The sequence below is a fragment of the Citrobacter sp. Cu096 genome, from assembly GCF_030332285.1.
Lineage (GTDB): Bacteria > Pseudomonadota > Gammaproteobacteria > Enterobacterales > Enterobacteriaceae > Citrobacter > Citrobacter meridianamericanus.
The window spans coordinates 190,309-206,239 of the sequence record NZ_JAOWID010000022.1; the positions used below are offsets into that span (position 1 = coordinate 190,309).

The window sequence follows — 15,931 nt, forward strand, 5'->3', positions numbered from 1 at the left end:
GCATGGAAGTCCACTTAGGGAGGTCGTATGGATTTGTTATACCGGGTAAAAGCATTTTGGTCTGCACTGCGCGGCAACCACTATACCTGGCCTGCCATCGACATCTCTTTGCCCGGCAACCGCCATTTTCATCTGATTGGCAGTATTCATATGGGCAGCCGCGATATGGCGCCTCTGCCTGCCAAATTACTCAAAAAGCTCAAGCATGCCGATGCGTTGATTGTCGAAGCTGATGTTTCCGGCGACGATGCGCCGTTTGCCAACCTTCCGACCTTTGCCGCACTGGAAGAACGCATCAGCCCGGAGCAGTTAGATAATCTGCATAAGGTCACCGACGAACTGGGCATTTCCCCTTCCCTGCTGTCCACGCAGCCGTTATGGCAAATCGCTATGGTATTACAGGCAACGCAGGCGCAGAAGCTGGGGCTGCGGGCTGAATACGGGATTGATTACCAACTGCTGAATGCGGCTAAAAAGGTGCATAAACCGATAATCGAACTGGAAGGTGCATCCAGCCAAATCGCACTGTTATGTCAGTTGCCCGATAACGGCCTGGCTCTGTTGGACGATACCCTGACACACTGGCATACCAATGCCAGACTGCTACAACAGATGATGAGCTGGTGGCTTGAAACGCCGCCGCACAATAGCGAACTCACACTACCCAATACATTTAGTCAGTCGTTGTATGACGTTTTGATGCATCAACGTAATGCGGCCTGGTGCGATCGACTCAGAGCGATGCCTGCCGGTCACTATGTGGTGGCCGTTGGCGCGCTGCATTTATACGGAGAAGGAAATTTGCCGGAGATGTTACGGTAAAAAAATGGCCAATATCTCTATTGGCCCGTCAAAGAGGAATTTCATCATTATTATGATCCCGGCGCTTAAAGCGTCGGTGTAGTTCGATTGTCGCTCAAAGTCATCATCCTGCCAATACTATTGCGCAAGATGGTACTATTTTTTAGACAGACATCAGGCGTATGCTTGTGTCGTATTTTGTCTGGGCCAGGAAAATTGCTATGACACCCGCCGTTAAATTACTCGAAAAAAACAAAATTTCTTTCCAGATCCACACCTACGATCACGATCCGTCCGAGACGAATTTTGGTGACGAAGTGGTGCGCAAGTTAGGTCTGAATGCGGACCAGGTTTACAAAACGCTGCTGGTTGCCGTGAACGGCGACATGAAGCATCTGGCGGTCGCCGTCACACCGGTAGCCGGTCAACTGGATCTCAAAAAGGTCGCCAAAGCGTTGGGCGCCAAAAAGGTCGATATGGCCGATCCCATGGTCGCGCAACGCACTACCGGCTATCTGGTAGGTGGTATCAGCCCGCTGGGACAGAAAAAAAGATTGCCGACGCTTATCGACGCGCCAGCCCAAACGTTTGACACCATTTATGTGTCCGGCGGCAAACGCGGGCTGGATATCGAACTGGCAGCGAGCGATCTGGCGAAAATTCTGGATGCAAAATTCGCTGACATCGCCCGCCGGGACTAAGCGGTTATAGAATGAATGCCTGATGGCGCGCAGCTTTAAGGCCTACACATCGCACTGACCTGTAGGCCGGATAAGGTGCCAGCACCGCCATCCGGCACTCCGACCTGTTACTGCCAGCTCACCTCACCCTTCGGCTCATACGCACTGGCATCCAGCGGTGAGTTCTTCTGCACGTATTCTTTCAGCACTTCCGCATCAATAAATCCGGTATTCACATAGCCTGGTTTGTTATCAATACGCGGATAGCCATCACCGCCGGTGGCGTTGAAGCTCAGCGTTGCCATACGATAGGTTTTGGCTGGATCAACAGGTTCGTCTTTGATTTTCACATCGTTAAGTTTGCCGTCTTTCGCTACAAAGCTGACGTTGGCAAACTGCGGATAGGCCCCGGAGTCCGGCTTCATTTGCGCCACCGCGGTCAGATAGTCAATCACCTCTTTCCCGCTCATGTCGGCATACACCACGATGTTGCCAAACGGCTGTACCTTCAGCACGCTCTTATAGGTGATATCGCCGCCTTCAATGGAGTCACGGATACCGCCGCCGCTCATCACGCCAAAATCAGCGCTGGTCCGCGCCATTTGCGCAGCCAGCAACAAATGCCCCATATTGGTTTGCACGAAACGGACTTTGCTACGATCGCCTTCGAGACGCGTATTGACGCTGCCAATTTTCACGTCGAGCTGCGCTTTACCTTTATTCTGGAACGGTGTCAGCAGCGAAAGCATTTGCTGATTTTCAGCAATCTCCGGGGTGTAGAGTACCCGCTCACTTTTACCGTTGTCCCAGGTCACTTTTTTCTTCAGGTTAACGGGGATAAGCTGGTAATTAACCATTTTCATTTCGCCGTTGCGGAACTCAAAGTCCGCCCGTCCCACGTATTTCCCCCACTCATGCGCCTGAACAATCCAGATCCCGTTCTGCTTGTCTGGCGCACACGGCGTCCCCGGGACGTAATCCACCTGTTTTTTATTTTCCGCAGCCATACACACAGGGTCCTGTGAGTGACCACCCACAATCATTGCCAGCGACCCTGCTGGCAGGCTGCGCGCCATCTCCACATCACCAGGGGCGTTAGATCCATGATTGCCATTGTCATAATGTCCCATATGGGTGGTGGCAATAATGATGTCTGGCTTTTCCCCCATATTCAGTTCCTGGATAACCAGTTTGGCTTCATCGGCAGGTTTACGGAATTCGATATCGGTAAAGAACTCGGGGTTGCCAATTTTCGCCGTATCATCAGTGGTTAAACCAAGTACGGCAATTTTTAAGTCCTGGCGCTTAAAGATGGCCCACGGCTTAAATAAACGCTCGCCGGTGCTTTTCTGATAAATATTGGCCGAGAGAAACGGAAATTTCGACCATTTTTCCTGCTGGCGCAATACGCTAAGCGGATTATCAAACTCGTGGTTTCCGACCGCCATCGCGTCGTAGCCAATCAGGTTCATGCCGCGAAAATCAGGTTCCGCATCCTGCAGATCGGATTCTGGTACGCCGGTGTTAATATCGCCGCCGGAAAGCAGCAGTACGCTGCCCCCTTCTTCGGCCACCTCTTTACGAATACCGTCCACCAGCGTTTTTTGCGCCGCCAGTCCATATTCCCCATATTCGCTACGCCAGAAATGACCGTGATGATCGTTAGTATGCAGAATGGTGATTTTATAAGTTTTATCTTTTTCGTACGCCTGTGCAGGCTGACCTGCCAGCGCAAATGCGGCTAATAACGCCAGCGCCACGCCCCGTTTTAAAAATTTCATGTACTCTCCCTGAGCCAAAATCAACGACTGAAATTACAATGATATGAAATAATAGTCGAAAATGTTTTCAGAAATGAGACTTCCTTCAAACACCTTCCGCAGGTATGTTAGTCAGGTAATAATAACAAATTAGATTACCCTCATAATCGCAACCAAACAGAAGTGACTTTCTATGGCAATAAGTGAACCAACCCAGCCAGCGGCTGGCGCGTCAGCGTCGGTTGCTAAAGCGCGCACCTCATTTGGCATTTTAGGGGCAATCAGCCTCTCCCATCTGCTCAACGATATGATCCAGTCGCTGATCCTCGCAATTTATCCGCTTTTACAGTCAGAGTTCTCGCTGACGTTTATGCAGATAGGGATGATTACCCTGACCTTCCAGCTTGCTTCCTCGCTGCTACAACCGGTCGTGGGTTACTGGACGGACAAATACCCGATGCCGTGGTCGCTGCCCATTGGGATGTGCTTCACGCTGAGCGGGCTTGTTTTGCTGGCCATGGCCGGCAGCTTCCATATGGTGTTGCTCGCCGCGGCGCTGGTCGGTACCGGTTCATCGGTATTCCACCCGGAATCGTCCCGTGTGGCGCGTATGGCCTCCGGTGGTCGCCACGGCCTTGCCCAGTCGATTTTCCAGGTTGGCGGTAACTTCGGTAGCTCTCTGGGACCGTTGCTGGCGGCTGTCATCATTGCGCCATACGGTAAAGGTAATGTAGCCTGGTTTGTGCTGGCCGCGTTATTAGCGATTGTCGTCCTGGCGCAAATCAGCCGTTGGTATGCAGCACAGCATCGGATGAGTAAAGGAAAGCCGAAGGTCGCCATCGTTAATCCGTTGCCGCGTAATAAAGTGGTTTTGGCGGTAAGCATTCTGCTGGTGCTGATTTTCTCCAAATACTTCTATATGGCGAGCATTAGCAGCTATTACACCTTTTATCTGATGCAAAAATTCGGATTATCGGTACAAAATGCCCAGTTTCACCTGTTTGCCTTCTTATTTGCCGTCGCCGCCGGAACGGTAATTGGTGGACCATTGGGCGATAAAATTGGCAGAAAATATGTTATTTGGGGCTCTATCCTCGGCGTAGCGCCATTTACCCTCGTTTTACCCTATGCAACGCTGGAATGGACCGGGATTTTAACCGTAATCATTGGTTTTATCCTCGCATCAGCGTTTTCTGCCATTCTGGTCTATGCACAGGAGCTGCTTCCTGGGCGTATCGGCATGGTTTCTGGGCTATTTTTCGGTTTTGCCTTCGGCATGGGTGGCTTGGGAGCCGCGGTGTTAGGGCTGATTGCCGACCATACCAGTATCGATTTGGTCTACAAAATATGTGCTTTCCTGCCACTTTTGGGGATACTGACCATATTCTTACCTGATAACCGACATAAAGCCTGATTTTTTGACGACCAAAGCTAGACTTTGGTCGTCATCACTTACAGTGACCATCAGCGTTTGCCTCAGACATCCCCCCCTGGTTTTCCGATCCGTGCTTTTTTTCCTTTAAAATCCTGTTTTCATCAAAATTCAATAATTATTCATCAACATAAACATCAAATTTGTCATAAACTATTACTCGGAATTTGGGTTTTCAGGATCAACACAGCAACCAAAGGAGACGGAATGCATCACGCCACCCCGCTTATCACCACCATTGTCGGCGGCCTTGTGCTCGCTTTTATATTAGGCATGATTGCCAATAAACTACGTATTTCTCCTCTGGTGGGATATCTGTTAGCGGGCGTTCTGGCCGGTCCATTTACACCTGGTTTTGTTGCTGATACCAAACTCGCGCCTGAACTGGCTGAGCTTGGCGTGATCCTGTTGATGTTCGGCGTCGGGCTGCACTTTTCCCTGAAGGATTTGATGGCGGTAAAGTCAATCGCCATTCCCGGCGCGATTGCCCAGATAGCGGTGGCAACGCTACTGGGTATGGCGCTTTCAGCGGTAATGGGCTGGTCGCTGATGGTGGGTATCGTCTTTGGACTGTGTCTTTCGACCGCCAGTACCGTAGTACTACTGCGTGCTCTTGAGGAACGACAACTTATTGACAGCCAGCGCGGGCAAATCGCTATAGGCTGGCTGATTGTTGAAGACCTGATGATGGTGCTGACGCTGGTGCTCCTACCCGCCGTCGCCGGAATGCTGGAAAAAGAAGATGTTGGGTTTGCATCGCTGGCCGTCGATATGGGCATTACCATCGGTAAAGTGGTGGCGTTTATCGCCATTATGATGCTGGTTGGCCGTCGCCTGGTGCCCTGGATCATGGCGCGTAGCGCCGCAACCGGCTCACGAGAACTGTTTACTCTGTCAGTCCTTGCCCTGGCATTAGGTATCGCCTTTGGCGCAGTGGAATTGTTCGATGTCTCTTTTGCACTGGGCGCGTTCTTCGCCGGTATGGTGCTGAATGAATCGGAACTGAGTCACCGTGCAGCGCATGATACTCTGCCGCTGCGCGATGCGTTCGCCGTATTGTTCTTTGTATCCGTCGGGATGCTGTTTGATCCGTTAATCTTGATCCAGCAGCCGCTGGCGGTACTTGGCACGCTGGCGATTATTGTCTTTGGTAAATCCGTTGCCGCCTATTTCCTGGTGCGCCTGTTTGGTCACTCCCAACGCACAGCACTCACCATTGCCACCAGTCTGGCGCAGATTGGTGAGTTTGCCTTTATCCTGGCGGGTCTGGGAATGGCGTTAAACCTGCTGCCACAGGCCGGACAGAATCTGGTCCTGGCAGGGGCTATCCTGTCCATTATGCTCAACCCGGTGCTGTTCGCAGTGTTAGAAAAATATCTCGCCAAAACCGAAACGCTGGAAGAGCAGACGCTGGAAGAAGCCATCGAAGAAGAGAAGCAAATTCCGGTGGATATCTGTAATCACGCCTTGCTGGTGGGCTTTGGCCGCGTCGGCAGCCTGCTGGGTGAGAAACTGATGGCAGCAGGGATCCCGTTGGTGGTTATCGAAACCTCGCGTACCCGGGTGGATGAACTGCGCGAGCGTGGGATCCGGGCGGTGCTGGGCAACGCTGCTAATGAGGAAATTATGGGTCTGGCGCACCTGGATTGCGCACGCTGGCTGCTGCTGACCATTCCGAATGGCTATGAAGCGGGTGAAATTGTCGCTTCAGCTCGTGAAAAGTGCCCGTCGATTGAGATTATCGCCCGCGCGCATTATGACGATGAAGTGGAATACATTACCGAGCGGGGCGCCAATCAGGTGGTCATGGGTGAGCGTGAAATCGCCCGCACCATGCTGGAGCTGATTGAAACGCCGCCTGCTGGTGAAGTTGCTACTGCCAGTTAATGTTACGTGCCGGATAGCGTTATCGCTTATCCGGCCTACGCAAGATTTAACGATCCCAGTACGACTCTTCCAGGCTGTCCTCACGTTCCGGCAAGCCGCGCGTCAGACGCGGGGAATGCTGGTTCAGCACCTGGTAACTCACGCGGTTAGCATATTTACACACCTGCGCTAATGACGAATAGGTCAGCCAGGTAAACTTGTGCTTGCTGGAGTTAGGCACGTTGCTACGGTGATAGCTGTTGGCAGTAATATCATGCAGCAATGCCGCCAGCGCGCCGTCACCAGCACCGTTGGTGTTCATGATCTTTTCTGGCCCGCCCATATACGGCGCGATGTGTGAATACACACGTAACGGATTCGTACAGTCTTTATGACGCATGGCGCGGCTAAATTCGTATTGGTTAAATTCGGCAATCGCCCCAGGCAGCAGCGGATGCTGGGTTTTACGTTTGACTTCTTCTTCCGTAAAGCCCGCCATATACAGACCCGCCGGGCCCGCAGTGCACAGCACCAGATCCACCCAGTCCAGCGCCTTGTCGGACGCCAGTAGCGGATCGTTCTCGCCGGTCAGCGCTTCGGCCTCTTCTTCATTCATCGCCAGAATAGAGACATGCTCTTTCAGAAATGCCTGCCACCACTGCGGATTATCGGCAATAACGAATTTGGTGCCCAGCGTCAGTACCACCGGCACATTGTGTTTTTTGGCATATTCAATCGCCTTCATGGTTGCTTCCGGCATCGGCTCGCCCGGTTCGCAGCGCACCAGATAGGACGTCAGCACCAGCGCGGACGCACCAGCAATGACGGATTCAGGGATGCTATCCGCTCGCAGTTTGTTCATATGTCCGGGGCTGATGGCGAAGGTACGCTCTCCGGATTCGCCAATCAGCGTAAAGCAGCGGCCAATCGGTCCATTAACGCCTTGCAGGTAGTTCAGATCGGTACGGCTGGAGGTATTGCACAAATAGCGGTACGCATAGCTGCCGATCTCGATATTGCTGCACATCACGCCCAGTAGCACCGAGCGGTCATCCGCCAACACGGAGTAGTTGTGCATGGTGTTACCGATAGTACCGCCCGCAAACTGATGGGTGATCAAATTTTCGCGCACCAGCTCCTGGTAGAGCGCTTCAGCGACATCATCGGCAATTACCAGAGAGTGCCCGGCGCTTAATCCATAACGTTTGACAAAGCCATCATCCACTTTGGCTTCAATATCCACCAGCGTCTGGTCGATGCCCACCACCCAGGCAGCGCTGGTTTCATTTTCTGGTTGAATTTGTTGCAGCAACGGATCGCGCGCGCTGACGGGAAAATAGTGTTTGGATTTACGTTTACCGGGAAATTTCATGGTCGATTTTAGGGTGGTTAACTGAGCGAAGCATGGTAGCACATTCCCTGCTGCGCATGCGATGCGGCGCTGAGTTTCAATATCGGACGGTGAGATCGCAGTTTGTCCAGGATTAATTTCTACAATAACTCACCTTTACAAGGAGTGTTTTATGAAACCGGAAAACAAAATCCCCGTACTCGACAAAATTTCGGATGAAATGAAAAGCGTGGTGAATTTTCATCGCGACGATTTGCCGCCATGGCCCGCTGCCGATGACTTCGTGGCTCAGCGCCAACACTACATTCATGAGCGGCAACTGTGGAATGCCGATGCCCCGCAGATGGATACCCGAGAATGCGTGATTTCTACCGCGTGCGGTCCCGTTGCCACACGAATTTACGCTCCGCAGCCCCAAAGCCAGGCGACGCTGTATTACCTGCACGGCGGCGGTTTTATTCTCGGTAATCTGGATACCCACGACCGTATTATGCGCTTACTGGCGCACTACACCCAGTGCACGGTGATCGGCATTGACTATTCGCTGGCGCCGGAAGCCCGCTACCCGCAAGCCATTGAAGAGATAGTCACCGTTTGCCAGTACTATCATCAACACGCTGGCGACTATTCCCTCAATGTAAATACGATTGGTTTTGCGGGCGATTCCGCCGGAGCGATGCTGGCGCTAGCCAGCACTCTGTGGCTGCGAGATAAAAACATTGCCTGCGGCAAAGTCGCTGGCGTGCTGTTGTGGTATGGCCTTTACGGCCTGCAAGATTCACTAAGTCGACGGCTGATGGGCGGCGCGTGGGATGGTTTAACCCGCGAAGATCTGCAGATGTACGAAAACGCGTACCTACGCAGCGCTGACGATCGCGAGTCACCGTACTATTGCCTGTTTAATAACGATCTGACGCGCGACGTACCGCCATGTTTTATCGCCGGTGCGGAGTTCGATCCGCTGATCGACGATAGCTGCTTATTATTCCAGACGTTACAAGCGCATCAGCAGCCTTGCCAGTACAAAATGTATCCCGGCACGCTGCACGCCTTCCTGCACTATTCGCGGATGATGAAAACCGCCGACGATGCCCTGCAGGACGGCGCGCGTTATTTCAGGTCGCAGCTTTAAAGGTAGGCGGCGGTCAGTTTAACCATCATTTCGATATGTTCCGGTGTGGCATTCAACGCCGGAATATATTCATATTGCTTACCGCCAGCCTCAAGGAAAATCTCCCGGTTTTGCACCGCTATCTCTTCCAGTGTTTCGAGACAATCAGCCGCGAAGCCCGGACACATAACCTGGATATGTCGGGTCCCTTTCTCCGCCAGCATTTTTAACGTTTCATCGGTATACGGCGTCAGCCACGGTTCGCGGCCAAAGCGAGACTGGAAGGTCATCATGACTTTTTCCGGCGGCAGACCAAGCGCCGAAACCAGCTCACGCGTCGTGTCGCGACAGCGCTGCGGGTAGTCATCGCCCTCATCGGCGTAGCGCTGCGGAATGCCGTGGTAGGAGAGCAGCAGCAAATCAGGTTCGCCATGTTGAGCAAATGAATCCCGGGCACTCTTGGCCAGCGCATCAATGTAGCTGCTGTCATCGGCGTAATCTCGAATAAATGAGACACCAGGAATAGCGCGTTTGCGCGCTAAGATGCGCGCCAGCTCATCCCAGACTGCTGCAACCGTCGAACAGGAATATTGCGGGTACAGCGGTAACACCACCATGTGTTCCACTCCGCTTGCCAACAGTTCATCAACCGCGCTTTCGAGCGACGGCGAACCGTAGCTCATCCCCAGCGCGACAGGCGTATCAGGCAGACGTTGTGCCAACGCCTGCTGTTGCGCCTTGCTGTAGACCATTAGCGGGGAACCGTCTTCCATCCAGATTGACTGGTACAGCTTTGCCACACGCGGCGCTCGCAACGGCAAGATCACACCACGCAGCAACGGCCACCACAGCGCAGGGGACGTATCGACTACGCGTTGATCGCTTAAAAACTGGCGAAGGTAGCGCTTAACGGCTTCGGGGGTTGGGGCATCGGGAGTGCCGAGGTTTGCCAGCAGGATACCGGTTTTCGTCTGACGCATTACCGCCTCTTATCGATTCAAATTGTTGATAATTGTAGCGGAAAAGTGGTAAAGAAGAACTAATTGCTGTGAAAGGTAAGACGAGAATTTGCCTGATGGCGCTACGCTTATCAAGCCTACAAAGAATCGTAGGCCGGATAAGGTGTATCCACCGCCATCCGGCATTAACTGCGTTAAAAATTAACCGAGGATTTTTTCCAGCGCTGCGCGAACGTCAGCCACGGCCTGAGTGCCGTCAACTTTCGCGTATTTAGTGTTACCCGCCTGTGCTTCTTTCGAGTAGTAGCCGATCAGCGGTGCGGTCATCTGATGGTATTCCACCAGGCGCTTACGTACGGTCTCTTCCTGATCGTCTTTACGGGTGGTCAGCTCTTCGCCGGTCACGTCGTCTTTACCTTCAACCTTAGGCGGGTTGAATTTGATGTGGTAAACGCGGCCAGAAGCAGCGTGTACGCGACGACCTACAATACGGTCAACGATCAGCTCGTCCGGAACGTCGAATTCCAGAACGTAGTCCACGTTGATACCCGCTTCCTTCATGGCATCTGCCTGCGGAATAGTGCGCGGGAAGCCATCAAGCAGGAAACCATTACGGCAGTCTTCCTGAGCAATACGCTCTTTTACCAGCGCGATCACCAGCTCATCAGTCACCAGCTTACCGGCGTCCATGATGTCTTTCGCTTGTTTGCCCAGCTCGGAGCCAGATTTCACGGCGGCACGCAGCATATCACCGGTGGAGATTTGCGGAATACCATACTTCTCCATGATGAACTGAGCCTGAGTTCCTTTACCCGCGCCCGGAGCGCCAAGCAGAATGATACGCATTACGAAAATCCCCTTAAAGGTTGTCGATATTTTTTAAAAAGCGCTAAACGATACCACCATCACGCAATTGGCTCAAGGAAGGTGCCTGCGCTGAAACGGTTAATGATGGAAAATTGAGTTCAGAAGGCGAAAAAAAGCCGGATGGCGCTAGCGCCAACCGGCATCACATTATCGCTATCAGGATACCAGCAACTGGTTCATACGGCGGATGAACTGGTTCGGATCTTCCAGCGTGCCACGCTCGGCAAACAGCGCCTGATCCAGCAGCAGTTCAACCCACTCTTTGAACTGCGCTTCGTCCTGAGTATCCGCCGTGCGTTTTACCAGCACGTGGTCCGGGTTCAGTTCAAAGATATATTTCACTTCCGGTACCGCCTGGCCCGCAGCGGCGAACAGTTTCGCCATCTGGGTGCTCATTTCATCCGCATCGGTGGTGACGATAGCCGGTGTGTCGGTCAGACGGTGAGTCAGACGCACTTCTTTTACGCGATCGCCCAGCAAGGTTTTCACGCGCTCAACAAACGGCGTCAGCGCTTTTTCCGCTTCTTTTGCCGATTCGTCAACTTCATCCGCCAGTTTGTCGATGGACTCGTCGGCTTTGGCCACGGACTGGAATGGTTTGCCATCGAACTCGGTCAGGTAGTTCATCATCCACTCATCGATGCGGTCAGAAAGCAGCAGCACTTCGATGCCTTTCTTACGCAGCAGTTCCAGGTGCGGGCTGCTCTTCGCCGCCGCATAGCTGTCTGCGGTGATGTAGTAGATTTTCTCCTGCCCTTCTTTCATCCGCGCAACGTAGTCTTCCAGCGACACGGTCTGTGCGGAGGAGTCAGTATGCGTAGACGCGAAGCGCATCAGTTTGGCGATAGTTTCCTGATTAGCATGGTCTTCCGCCGGGCCTTCTTTCAGAACCAGACCAAACTGTTTCCAGAAGGTCTGGTATTTTTCCGCGTCGTCTTTCGCCAGTTTTTCCAGCATCTGCAGTACGCGTTTGGTCAGCGCGCTGCGCAGGTTACGGGTGACGGTGCTGTCCTGCAGGATCTCACGGGAGACGTTCAGCGGAAGATCGTTAGAATCTATCAGACCACGGACAAAGCGCAGGTAGTTCGGCATGAACTGCTCTGCATCGTCCATGATGAATACACGCTGGACGTACAGTTTCAGACCATGCTTGTGATCGCGGTTCCACATATCCCACGGCGCCTGCGATGGGATATACAGCAGGCTGGTGTACTCCTGCTTACCTTCCACACGATTGTGGCTCCAGGTCAGCGGGTCGGTGAAATCGTGGGCGATATGCTTATAGAATTCGTTGTATTCGTCGTCTTTGATTTCCGACTTGTTACGCGTCCACAACGCCTGCGCCTTGTTGATCTTTTCCCAGGAAACCACGGTCTCGCCGTCTTTCTCTTCGGTTTTTTCGATCTCTACCGGCAGCGCGATATGGTCGGAATATTTGCTAATGATGGAACGTACGCGCCAGTCATCGAGGAACTCGTCTTCGCCTTCGCGCAGATGCAGAGTGATTTCGGTGCCGCGATCGTCTTTGGTGATATCAGCAACGGTGTACTCACCCTCGCCCGCAGACTCCCAGAACACGCCGTTTTCCGGTTTATCACCCGCAGCACGGGTACGCACGGTGACTTTGTCCGCCACGATGAAGGCTGAGTAGAAGCCAACCCCGAACTGACCGATCAACTGGCTGTCTTTCGCCTGATCGGAACCCATGGATTCGAGGAAAGATTTGGTGCCGGATTTCGCAATGGTCCCCAGATGATCGATAACGTCATCACGGTTCATCCCCACGCCGTTATCGGCAATGGTCAACGTACGCTTATCTTTATCGAAGGAAACACGCACACGCAGCTCACCGTCACCTTCATACAGATCCGGGTTAGACAGTGCGCGGAAACGCAGCTTGTCTGCCGCATCCGAGGCGTTAGAGATAAGCTCACGCAGGAAGATTTCTTTATTGGAATACAGAGAATGGATCATCAGGTGCAGAAGCTGTTTTACTTCTGACTGAAAACCACGAGTTTCTTGTCCTTTCATGTAGATCTACCTCAACAATGCCATTTTCAATGGTAAAAACACGTTGAGGGTGAAATGGGGACAAGCGGGAAGGATTTCAAGCGGAAGCCGCCGTCGCGGCCTCCGTTTGTTCAGAATTTAATCTTGTGCCGTCCTGCCAGAGAGTGCGATAGCGTGGTGCCATCGACCATTTCCAGCTCGCCGCCGACCGGAACGCCATGGGCGATACGGCTGGCTTCAACGCCATACTGCATGCAAAGCTCAGCAATATAGTTGGCGGTCGCTTCTCCTTCGACCGTGGGATTAGTCGCAAGGATCAGTTCGTTGATTTGCTCAGACGCCAGTCGCTGTTCAAGACGATCCAGCCCGATGTCATCCGGCCCGATACCGTCCAACGGCGACAGGTGTCCCATAAGCACGAAGTAACGTCCGGAAAATTGCCCGGTTTGCTCAATGGCGTAGATGTCCGCCGGACTCTCCACCACGCAAATCTGACCGTTTTCCTGGCGACGCGGGTTCGAGCAGATGTTGCAGACGTCCTGCTCGGTGAAAGTGCGGCAATCGGCACAGTGGCCGATTTCCGACATCGCCTTCGTTAACGCCTGCGCCAGACGCATCCCGCCGCTGCGATCGCGCTGAAGCAGCGTGAACGCCATGCGCTGCGCAGACTTCGGACCAACGCCCGGCAGACAGCGCAGTGCTTCCATAAGCTGAGTTAACAGCGGGCTGGTTTGCATCAGAACGGCATCTTAAAGCCAGGCGGCAGCTGCATTCCGGAGGAAACAGAAGCCATCTTCTCTTTCTGCGTCTCTTCAATACGACGCGCCGCGTCGTTGAATGCCGCAGCAACCAGGTCTTCCAGCATCTCTTTGTCGTCTTCCAGCAGGCTTGGATCGATCTCCACGCGACGGCAGTTATGCGCGCCGTTGATGGTCACTTTTACCAGACCCGCGCCAGATTCGCCGGTCACTTCCAGCTTGGCGACTTCTTCCTGCATCTGCTGCATTTTTTCTTGCATCTGCTGGGCCTGTTTCATCAGGTTACCCAGACCGCCTTTACCAAACATAGGCTTCTCTCTCAATCACGTTAAGGGATGACGACCGTCAAACCATTTGGCTGACGATCAAATGGGGCGAATACTTTCTTCATCCAGGTCCGCATCGAAAAAACGACGCAGCGTCTGGATGTTATTATCCGCAATAATCGACTCACGCGCCTGCGCGAGCTTCTCTTCATAGATGGCCTGACGCCACTCCAGCGGCGTGCGCACCGCAGGATTATCATCTTCAACGATGGTCAATTCAACCGTTGACCCCGTTAAGGTACTCAATGCTTCGGCCAGTTTTTGCTGCGCGCCACTGGAATTAAGGTGCCGCTGCGTGGAACGCAGGTGCAGGCGCACCATGTTGCCATCCTCTTCTTTCCAGGCATTAAGCGCCACCTGCTCCACAAGTTTAGGTAGCGAGAGCTGGCTTACCTGGGCGGCCCACGGATCGCGTTCAATAGCTTCAGCCGCAAGCTTTGCCGCCAGTTCCGGCGTTTTTTCATGCTCAAGCGCTTTTTTCAGTGCTTTCGGCGTGGCAACGACGTCTTTAACTTCTGCAACAGGATTGGTCGCCTTCCAGCGATACGCTTCTTTCTTCGCCGGAGCCTTTTCCAGCGCAGAGACCGCCGGACGCGCCTGAACACGTTCCGACACCGAAGCCAGTCTTTCCAGCGCAGCATTATTCACCGGCCGCGCGCGGGAAGCGGCTGCCGGTTCACTCTTTTTTGGTTTGGTTGCTCCCTGGGCGCGTTGCAGCTGGCTACGTGCAGCCAGCACCTGGCTGGTAGCATCGGAGAGCGGCACATTCTGTTGCTGTTGCGCTGACGCAGGCTGCTGCGGCACCTGCGTTGGGGTTATCACCGCAGTGGGTGCGACCGGGGCAAACGACTGACGCGGAACTTCAGGTTCCGGGAGCGGCATGCGCGGATGAAAAGCCAGCGCACGCAGCAGCGTCATTTCGACGCCCATTCGTCTGTCCGGCGCATACGGCAGCTCTTTGCGCCCGATTAACAGGGTCTGATAATAAAGCTGCACATCGGTTGGCGGGACGATTCGCGCCAGTTCACGCATACGCTGTTCAATGGCGGCCATATCGCTGCCGAGCGCGGCAGGTGAAAGCTGAACCATGGCAATACGATGCAGTAAAGCCGACATTTCTACCAGCAACGCTTCCCATTCAATACCGCGCGCGGCAGCGTCGTTAACTAACGTCATCACGCGTTCGCCGTCGGCGGCCACAACCGCTTCAACAAGCGAGAGTGCCTGGTCGTCGTCCAGCGTGCCGAGCATGGTGCTGACCGCGTCGGTCGAGACCTGACCATCGCCGCTGGCGATCGCCTGATCGGTCAAACTTAGCGCATCGCGCAGGCTGCCGTCCGCGGCGCGAGCCAGCAGTTGCAGCGCACGCGGTTCATGGGCGATATGCTCTTCTTTGAGAATATGCTCAAGCTGATGGCGAATCTGTTCGACATCCAGCGCTTTAAGATGGAATTGCAGACAGCGCGACAGGATGGTCACCGGCAGCTTCTGCGGATCGGTAGTCGCCAGCAGGAACTTGACGTGCGCGGGCGGCTCTTCGAGCGTTTTCAGCAAGGCATTAAAGCTGTGGCGCGACAGCATGTGCACTTCGTCGATCAAATAGACCTTAAATCGCCCGCGCGCAGGCGCGTACTGGACGTTATCCAGCAGATCGCGAGTGTCTTCGACTTTGGTGCGTGAGGCGGCATCGATTTCAATCAAATCGACAAAACGCCCCTGCTCAATTTCCCGGCAGTTATCGCACACGCCGCACGGCGTCGCGGTGATGCCGGTTTCACAGTTTAATCCCTTCGCCAGCAAGCGGGCGATAGAGGTTTTTCCGACGCCACGGGTGCCGGAAAACAAATAAGCATGATGAATACGCCCTAACGACAAGCCGTTCGCCAGTGCCGTCAGCACATGTTCCTGGCCGACGACGTCAGCAAAGGTTTGTGGGCGCCATTTTCGGGCTAAGACCTGATAACTCATTGGCAGGCTCTGAAAGGCTGGAGGGTGGATTCACAGGAGGGT

At 53.6% G+C, this 15,931-nt stretch carries 13 protein-coding genes and 1 other annotated feature; of the genes, 5 read left to right on the top strand and 8 right to left on the bottom strand.

Features of this window, described 5'->3' with window-relative positions:
* Positions 1–27: 27 nt before the first annotated feature.
* Both OGX99_RS07620 and ybaK read left to right on the top strand, forming a co-directional pair.
* Positions 28–822, top strand: coding sequence for a TraB/GumN family protein (locus OGX99_RS07620; protein ID WP_210904731.1), 795 nt, complete (start codon positions 28–30; stop codon positions 820–822).
* A gap of 200 nt (positions 823–1,022) precedes the next feature.
* On the top strand, positions 1,023–1,502 hold the full coding sequence (gene ybaK, locus OGX99_RS07625; protein WP_003021794.1) for a Cys-tRNA(Pro)/Cys-tRNA(Cys) deacylase YbaK: 480 nt from the start codon (positions 1,023–1,025) through the stop codon (positions 1,500–1,502).
* Between the two features lie 107 nt (positions 1,503–1,609).
* On the opposite strand, the gene ushA is transcribed toward ybaK, so the two are convergent.
* Positions 1,610–3,262 (bottom strand): bifunctional UDP-sugar hydrolase/5'-nucleotidase UshA, encoded by a 1,653-nt coding sequence (ushA, locus tag OGX99_RS07630; RefSeq protein ID WP_187252899.1) that lies wholly within the window; start codon positions 3,260–3,262, stop codon positions 1,610–1,612.
* Between the two features lie 172 nt (positions 3,263–3,434).
* Here ushA and OGX99_RS07635 point away from each other — a divergent pair, with 172 nt between their 5' ends.
* On the top strand, positions 3,435–4,655 hold the full coding sequence (locus OGX99_RS07635; RefSeq protein ID WP_149691418.1) for an MFS transporter: 1,221 nt from the start codon (positions 3,435–3,437) through the stop codon (positions 4,653–4,655).
* A 225-nt stretch (positions 4,656–4,880) separates the two neighbouring features.
* Positions 4,881–6,560: a YbaL family putative K(+) efflux transporter gene (gene ybaL, locus OGX99_RS07640; protein WP_151218657.1), complete on the top strand. Its 1,680-nt coding sequence runs from the start codon at positions 4,881–4,883 to the stop codon at positions 6,558–6,560.
* Between the two features lie 46 nt (positions 6,561–6,606).
* Here ybaL and gsk read toward each other — a convergent pair whose 3' ends face one another.
* Complete coding sequence (gene gsk / locus OGX99_RS07645) at positions 6,607–7,911, bottom strand: inosine/guanosine kinase (protein ID WP_151218776.1); 1,305 nt, start codon at positions 7,909–7,911, stop codon at positions 6,607–6,609.
* Positions 7,912–8,062: 151 nt separating this feature from the next.
* Here gsk and aes point away from each other — a divergent pair, with 151 nt between their 5' ends.
* A complete protein-coding gene (gene aes / locus OGX99_RS07650; protein WP_187259382.1) occupies positions 8,063–9,022 on the top strand; it encodes an acetyl esterase in 960 nt (319 codons plus the stop codon).
* Here the strand turns inward: aes and hemH are convergent.
* From hemH to dnaX, 6 genes are all read right to left on the bottom strand, one after another.
* Positions 9,019–9,981, bottom strand: coding sequence for a ferrochelatase (hemH, locus tag OGX99_RS07655; protein WP_151218655.1), 963 nt, complete (start codon positions 9,979–9,981; stop codon positions 9,019–9,021). The genes aes and hemH overlap by 4 nt on opposite strands.
* A gap of 180 nt (positions 9,982–10,161) precedes the next feature.
* A complete protein-coding gene (adk, locus tag OGX99_RS07660; protein ID WP_003021773.1) occupies positions 10,162–10,806 on the bottom strand; it encodes an adenylate kinase in 645 nt (214 codons plus the stop codon).
* A 177-nt stretch (positions 10,807–10,983) separates the two neighbouring features.
* Positions 10,984–12,858 (bottom strand): molecular chaperone HtpG, encoded by a 1,875-nt coding sequence (gene htpG, locus OGX99_RS07665; RefSeq protein WP_151224877.1) that lies wholly within the window; start codon positions 12,856–12,858, stop codon positions 10,984–10,986.
* A gap of 110 nt (positions 12,859–12,968) precedes the next feature.
* Positions 12,969–13,574 carry a recombination mediator RecR gene (gene recR, locus OGX99_RS07670; RefSeq protein ID WP_003021767.1) on the bottom strand — a complete coding sequence of 202 codons (606 nt, stop codon included), beginning with the start codon at positions 13,572–13,574 and terminating at the stop codon, positions 12,969–12,971.
* Positions 13,574–13,903 (bottom strand): YbaB/EbfC family nucleoid-associated protein, encoded by a 330-nt coding sequence (locus OGX99_RS07675; protein WP_003021764.1) that lies wholly within the window; start codon positions 13,901–13,903, stop codon positions 13,574–13,576. The genes recR and OGX99_RS07675 overlap by 1 nt, the downstream gene beginning before the upstream one ends.
* 57 nt (positions 13,904–13,960) lie before the next feature.
* Positions 13,961–15,889: a DNA polymerase III subunit gamma/tau gene (gene dnaX / locus OGX99_RS07680; RefSeq protein WP_151218652.1), complete on the bottom strand. Its 1,929-nt coding sequence runs from the start codon at positions 15,887–15,889 to the stop codon at positions 13,961–13,963.
* Positions 14,564–14,628, bottom strand: a sequence feature (DnaX frameshifting element). It overlaps the preceding gene by 65 nt.
* Positions 15,890–15,931: the final 42 nt, after the last annotated feature.

Bases quoted from the DNA above. Each gene is read 5' to 3' on its own strand.
- OGX99_RS07620 (WP_210904731.1), top strand. From the start codon at position 28: ATGGATTTGTTATACCGGGTAAAAGCATTTTGGTCTGCACTGCGCGGC.
- ybaK (WP_003021794.1), top strand. From the start codon at position 1,023: ATGACACCCGCCGTTAAATTACTCGAAAAAAACAAAATTTCTTTCCAG.
- ushA (WP_187252899.1), bottom strand. From the start codon at position 3,262: ATGAAATTTTTAAAACGGGGCGTGGCGCTGGCGTTATTAGCCGCATTT.
- OGX99_RS07635 (WP_149691418.1), top strand. From the start codon at position 3,435: ATGGCAATAAGTGAACCAACCCAGCCAGCGGCTGGCGCGTCAGCGTCG.
- ybaL (WP_151218657.1), top strand. From the start codon at position 4,881: ATGCATCACGCCACCCCGCTTATCACCACCATTGTCGGCGGCCTTGTG.
- gsk (WP_151218776.1), bottom strand. From the start codon at position 7,911: ATGAAATTTCCCGGTAAACGTAAATCCAAACACTATTTTCCCGTCAGC.
- aes (WP_187259382.1), top strand. From the start codon at position 8,063: ATGAAACCGGAAAACAAAATCCCCGTACTCGACAAAATTTCGGATGAA.
- hemH (WP_151218655.1), bottom strand. From the start codon at position 9,981: ATGCGTCAGACGAAAACCGGTATCCTGCTGGCAAACCTCGGCACTCCC.
- adk (WP_003021773.1), bottom strand. From the start codon at position 10,806: ATGCGTATCATTCTGCTTGGCGCTCCGGGCGCGGGTAAAGGAACTCAG.
- htpG (WP_151224877.1), bottom strand. From the start codon at position 12,858: ATGAAAGGACAAGAAACTCGTGGTTTTCAGTCAGAAGTAAAACAGCTT.
- recR (WP_003021767.1), bottom strand. From the start codon at position 13,574: ATGCAAACCAGCCCGCTGTTAACTCAGCTTATGGAAGCACTGCGCTGT.
- OGX99_RS07675 (WP_003021764.1), bottom strand. From the start codon at position 13,903: ATGTTTGGTAAAGGCGGTCTGGGTAACCTGATGAAACAGGCCCAGCAG.
- dnaX (WP_151218652.1), bottom strand. From the start codon at position 15,889: ATGAGTTATCAGGTCTTAGCCCGAAAATGGCGCCCACAAACCTTTGCT.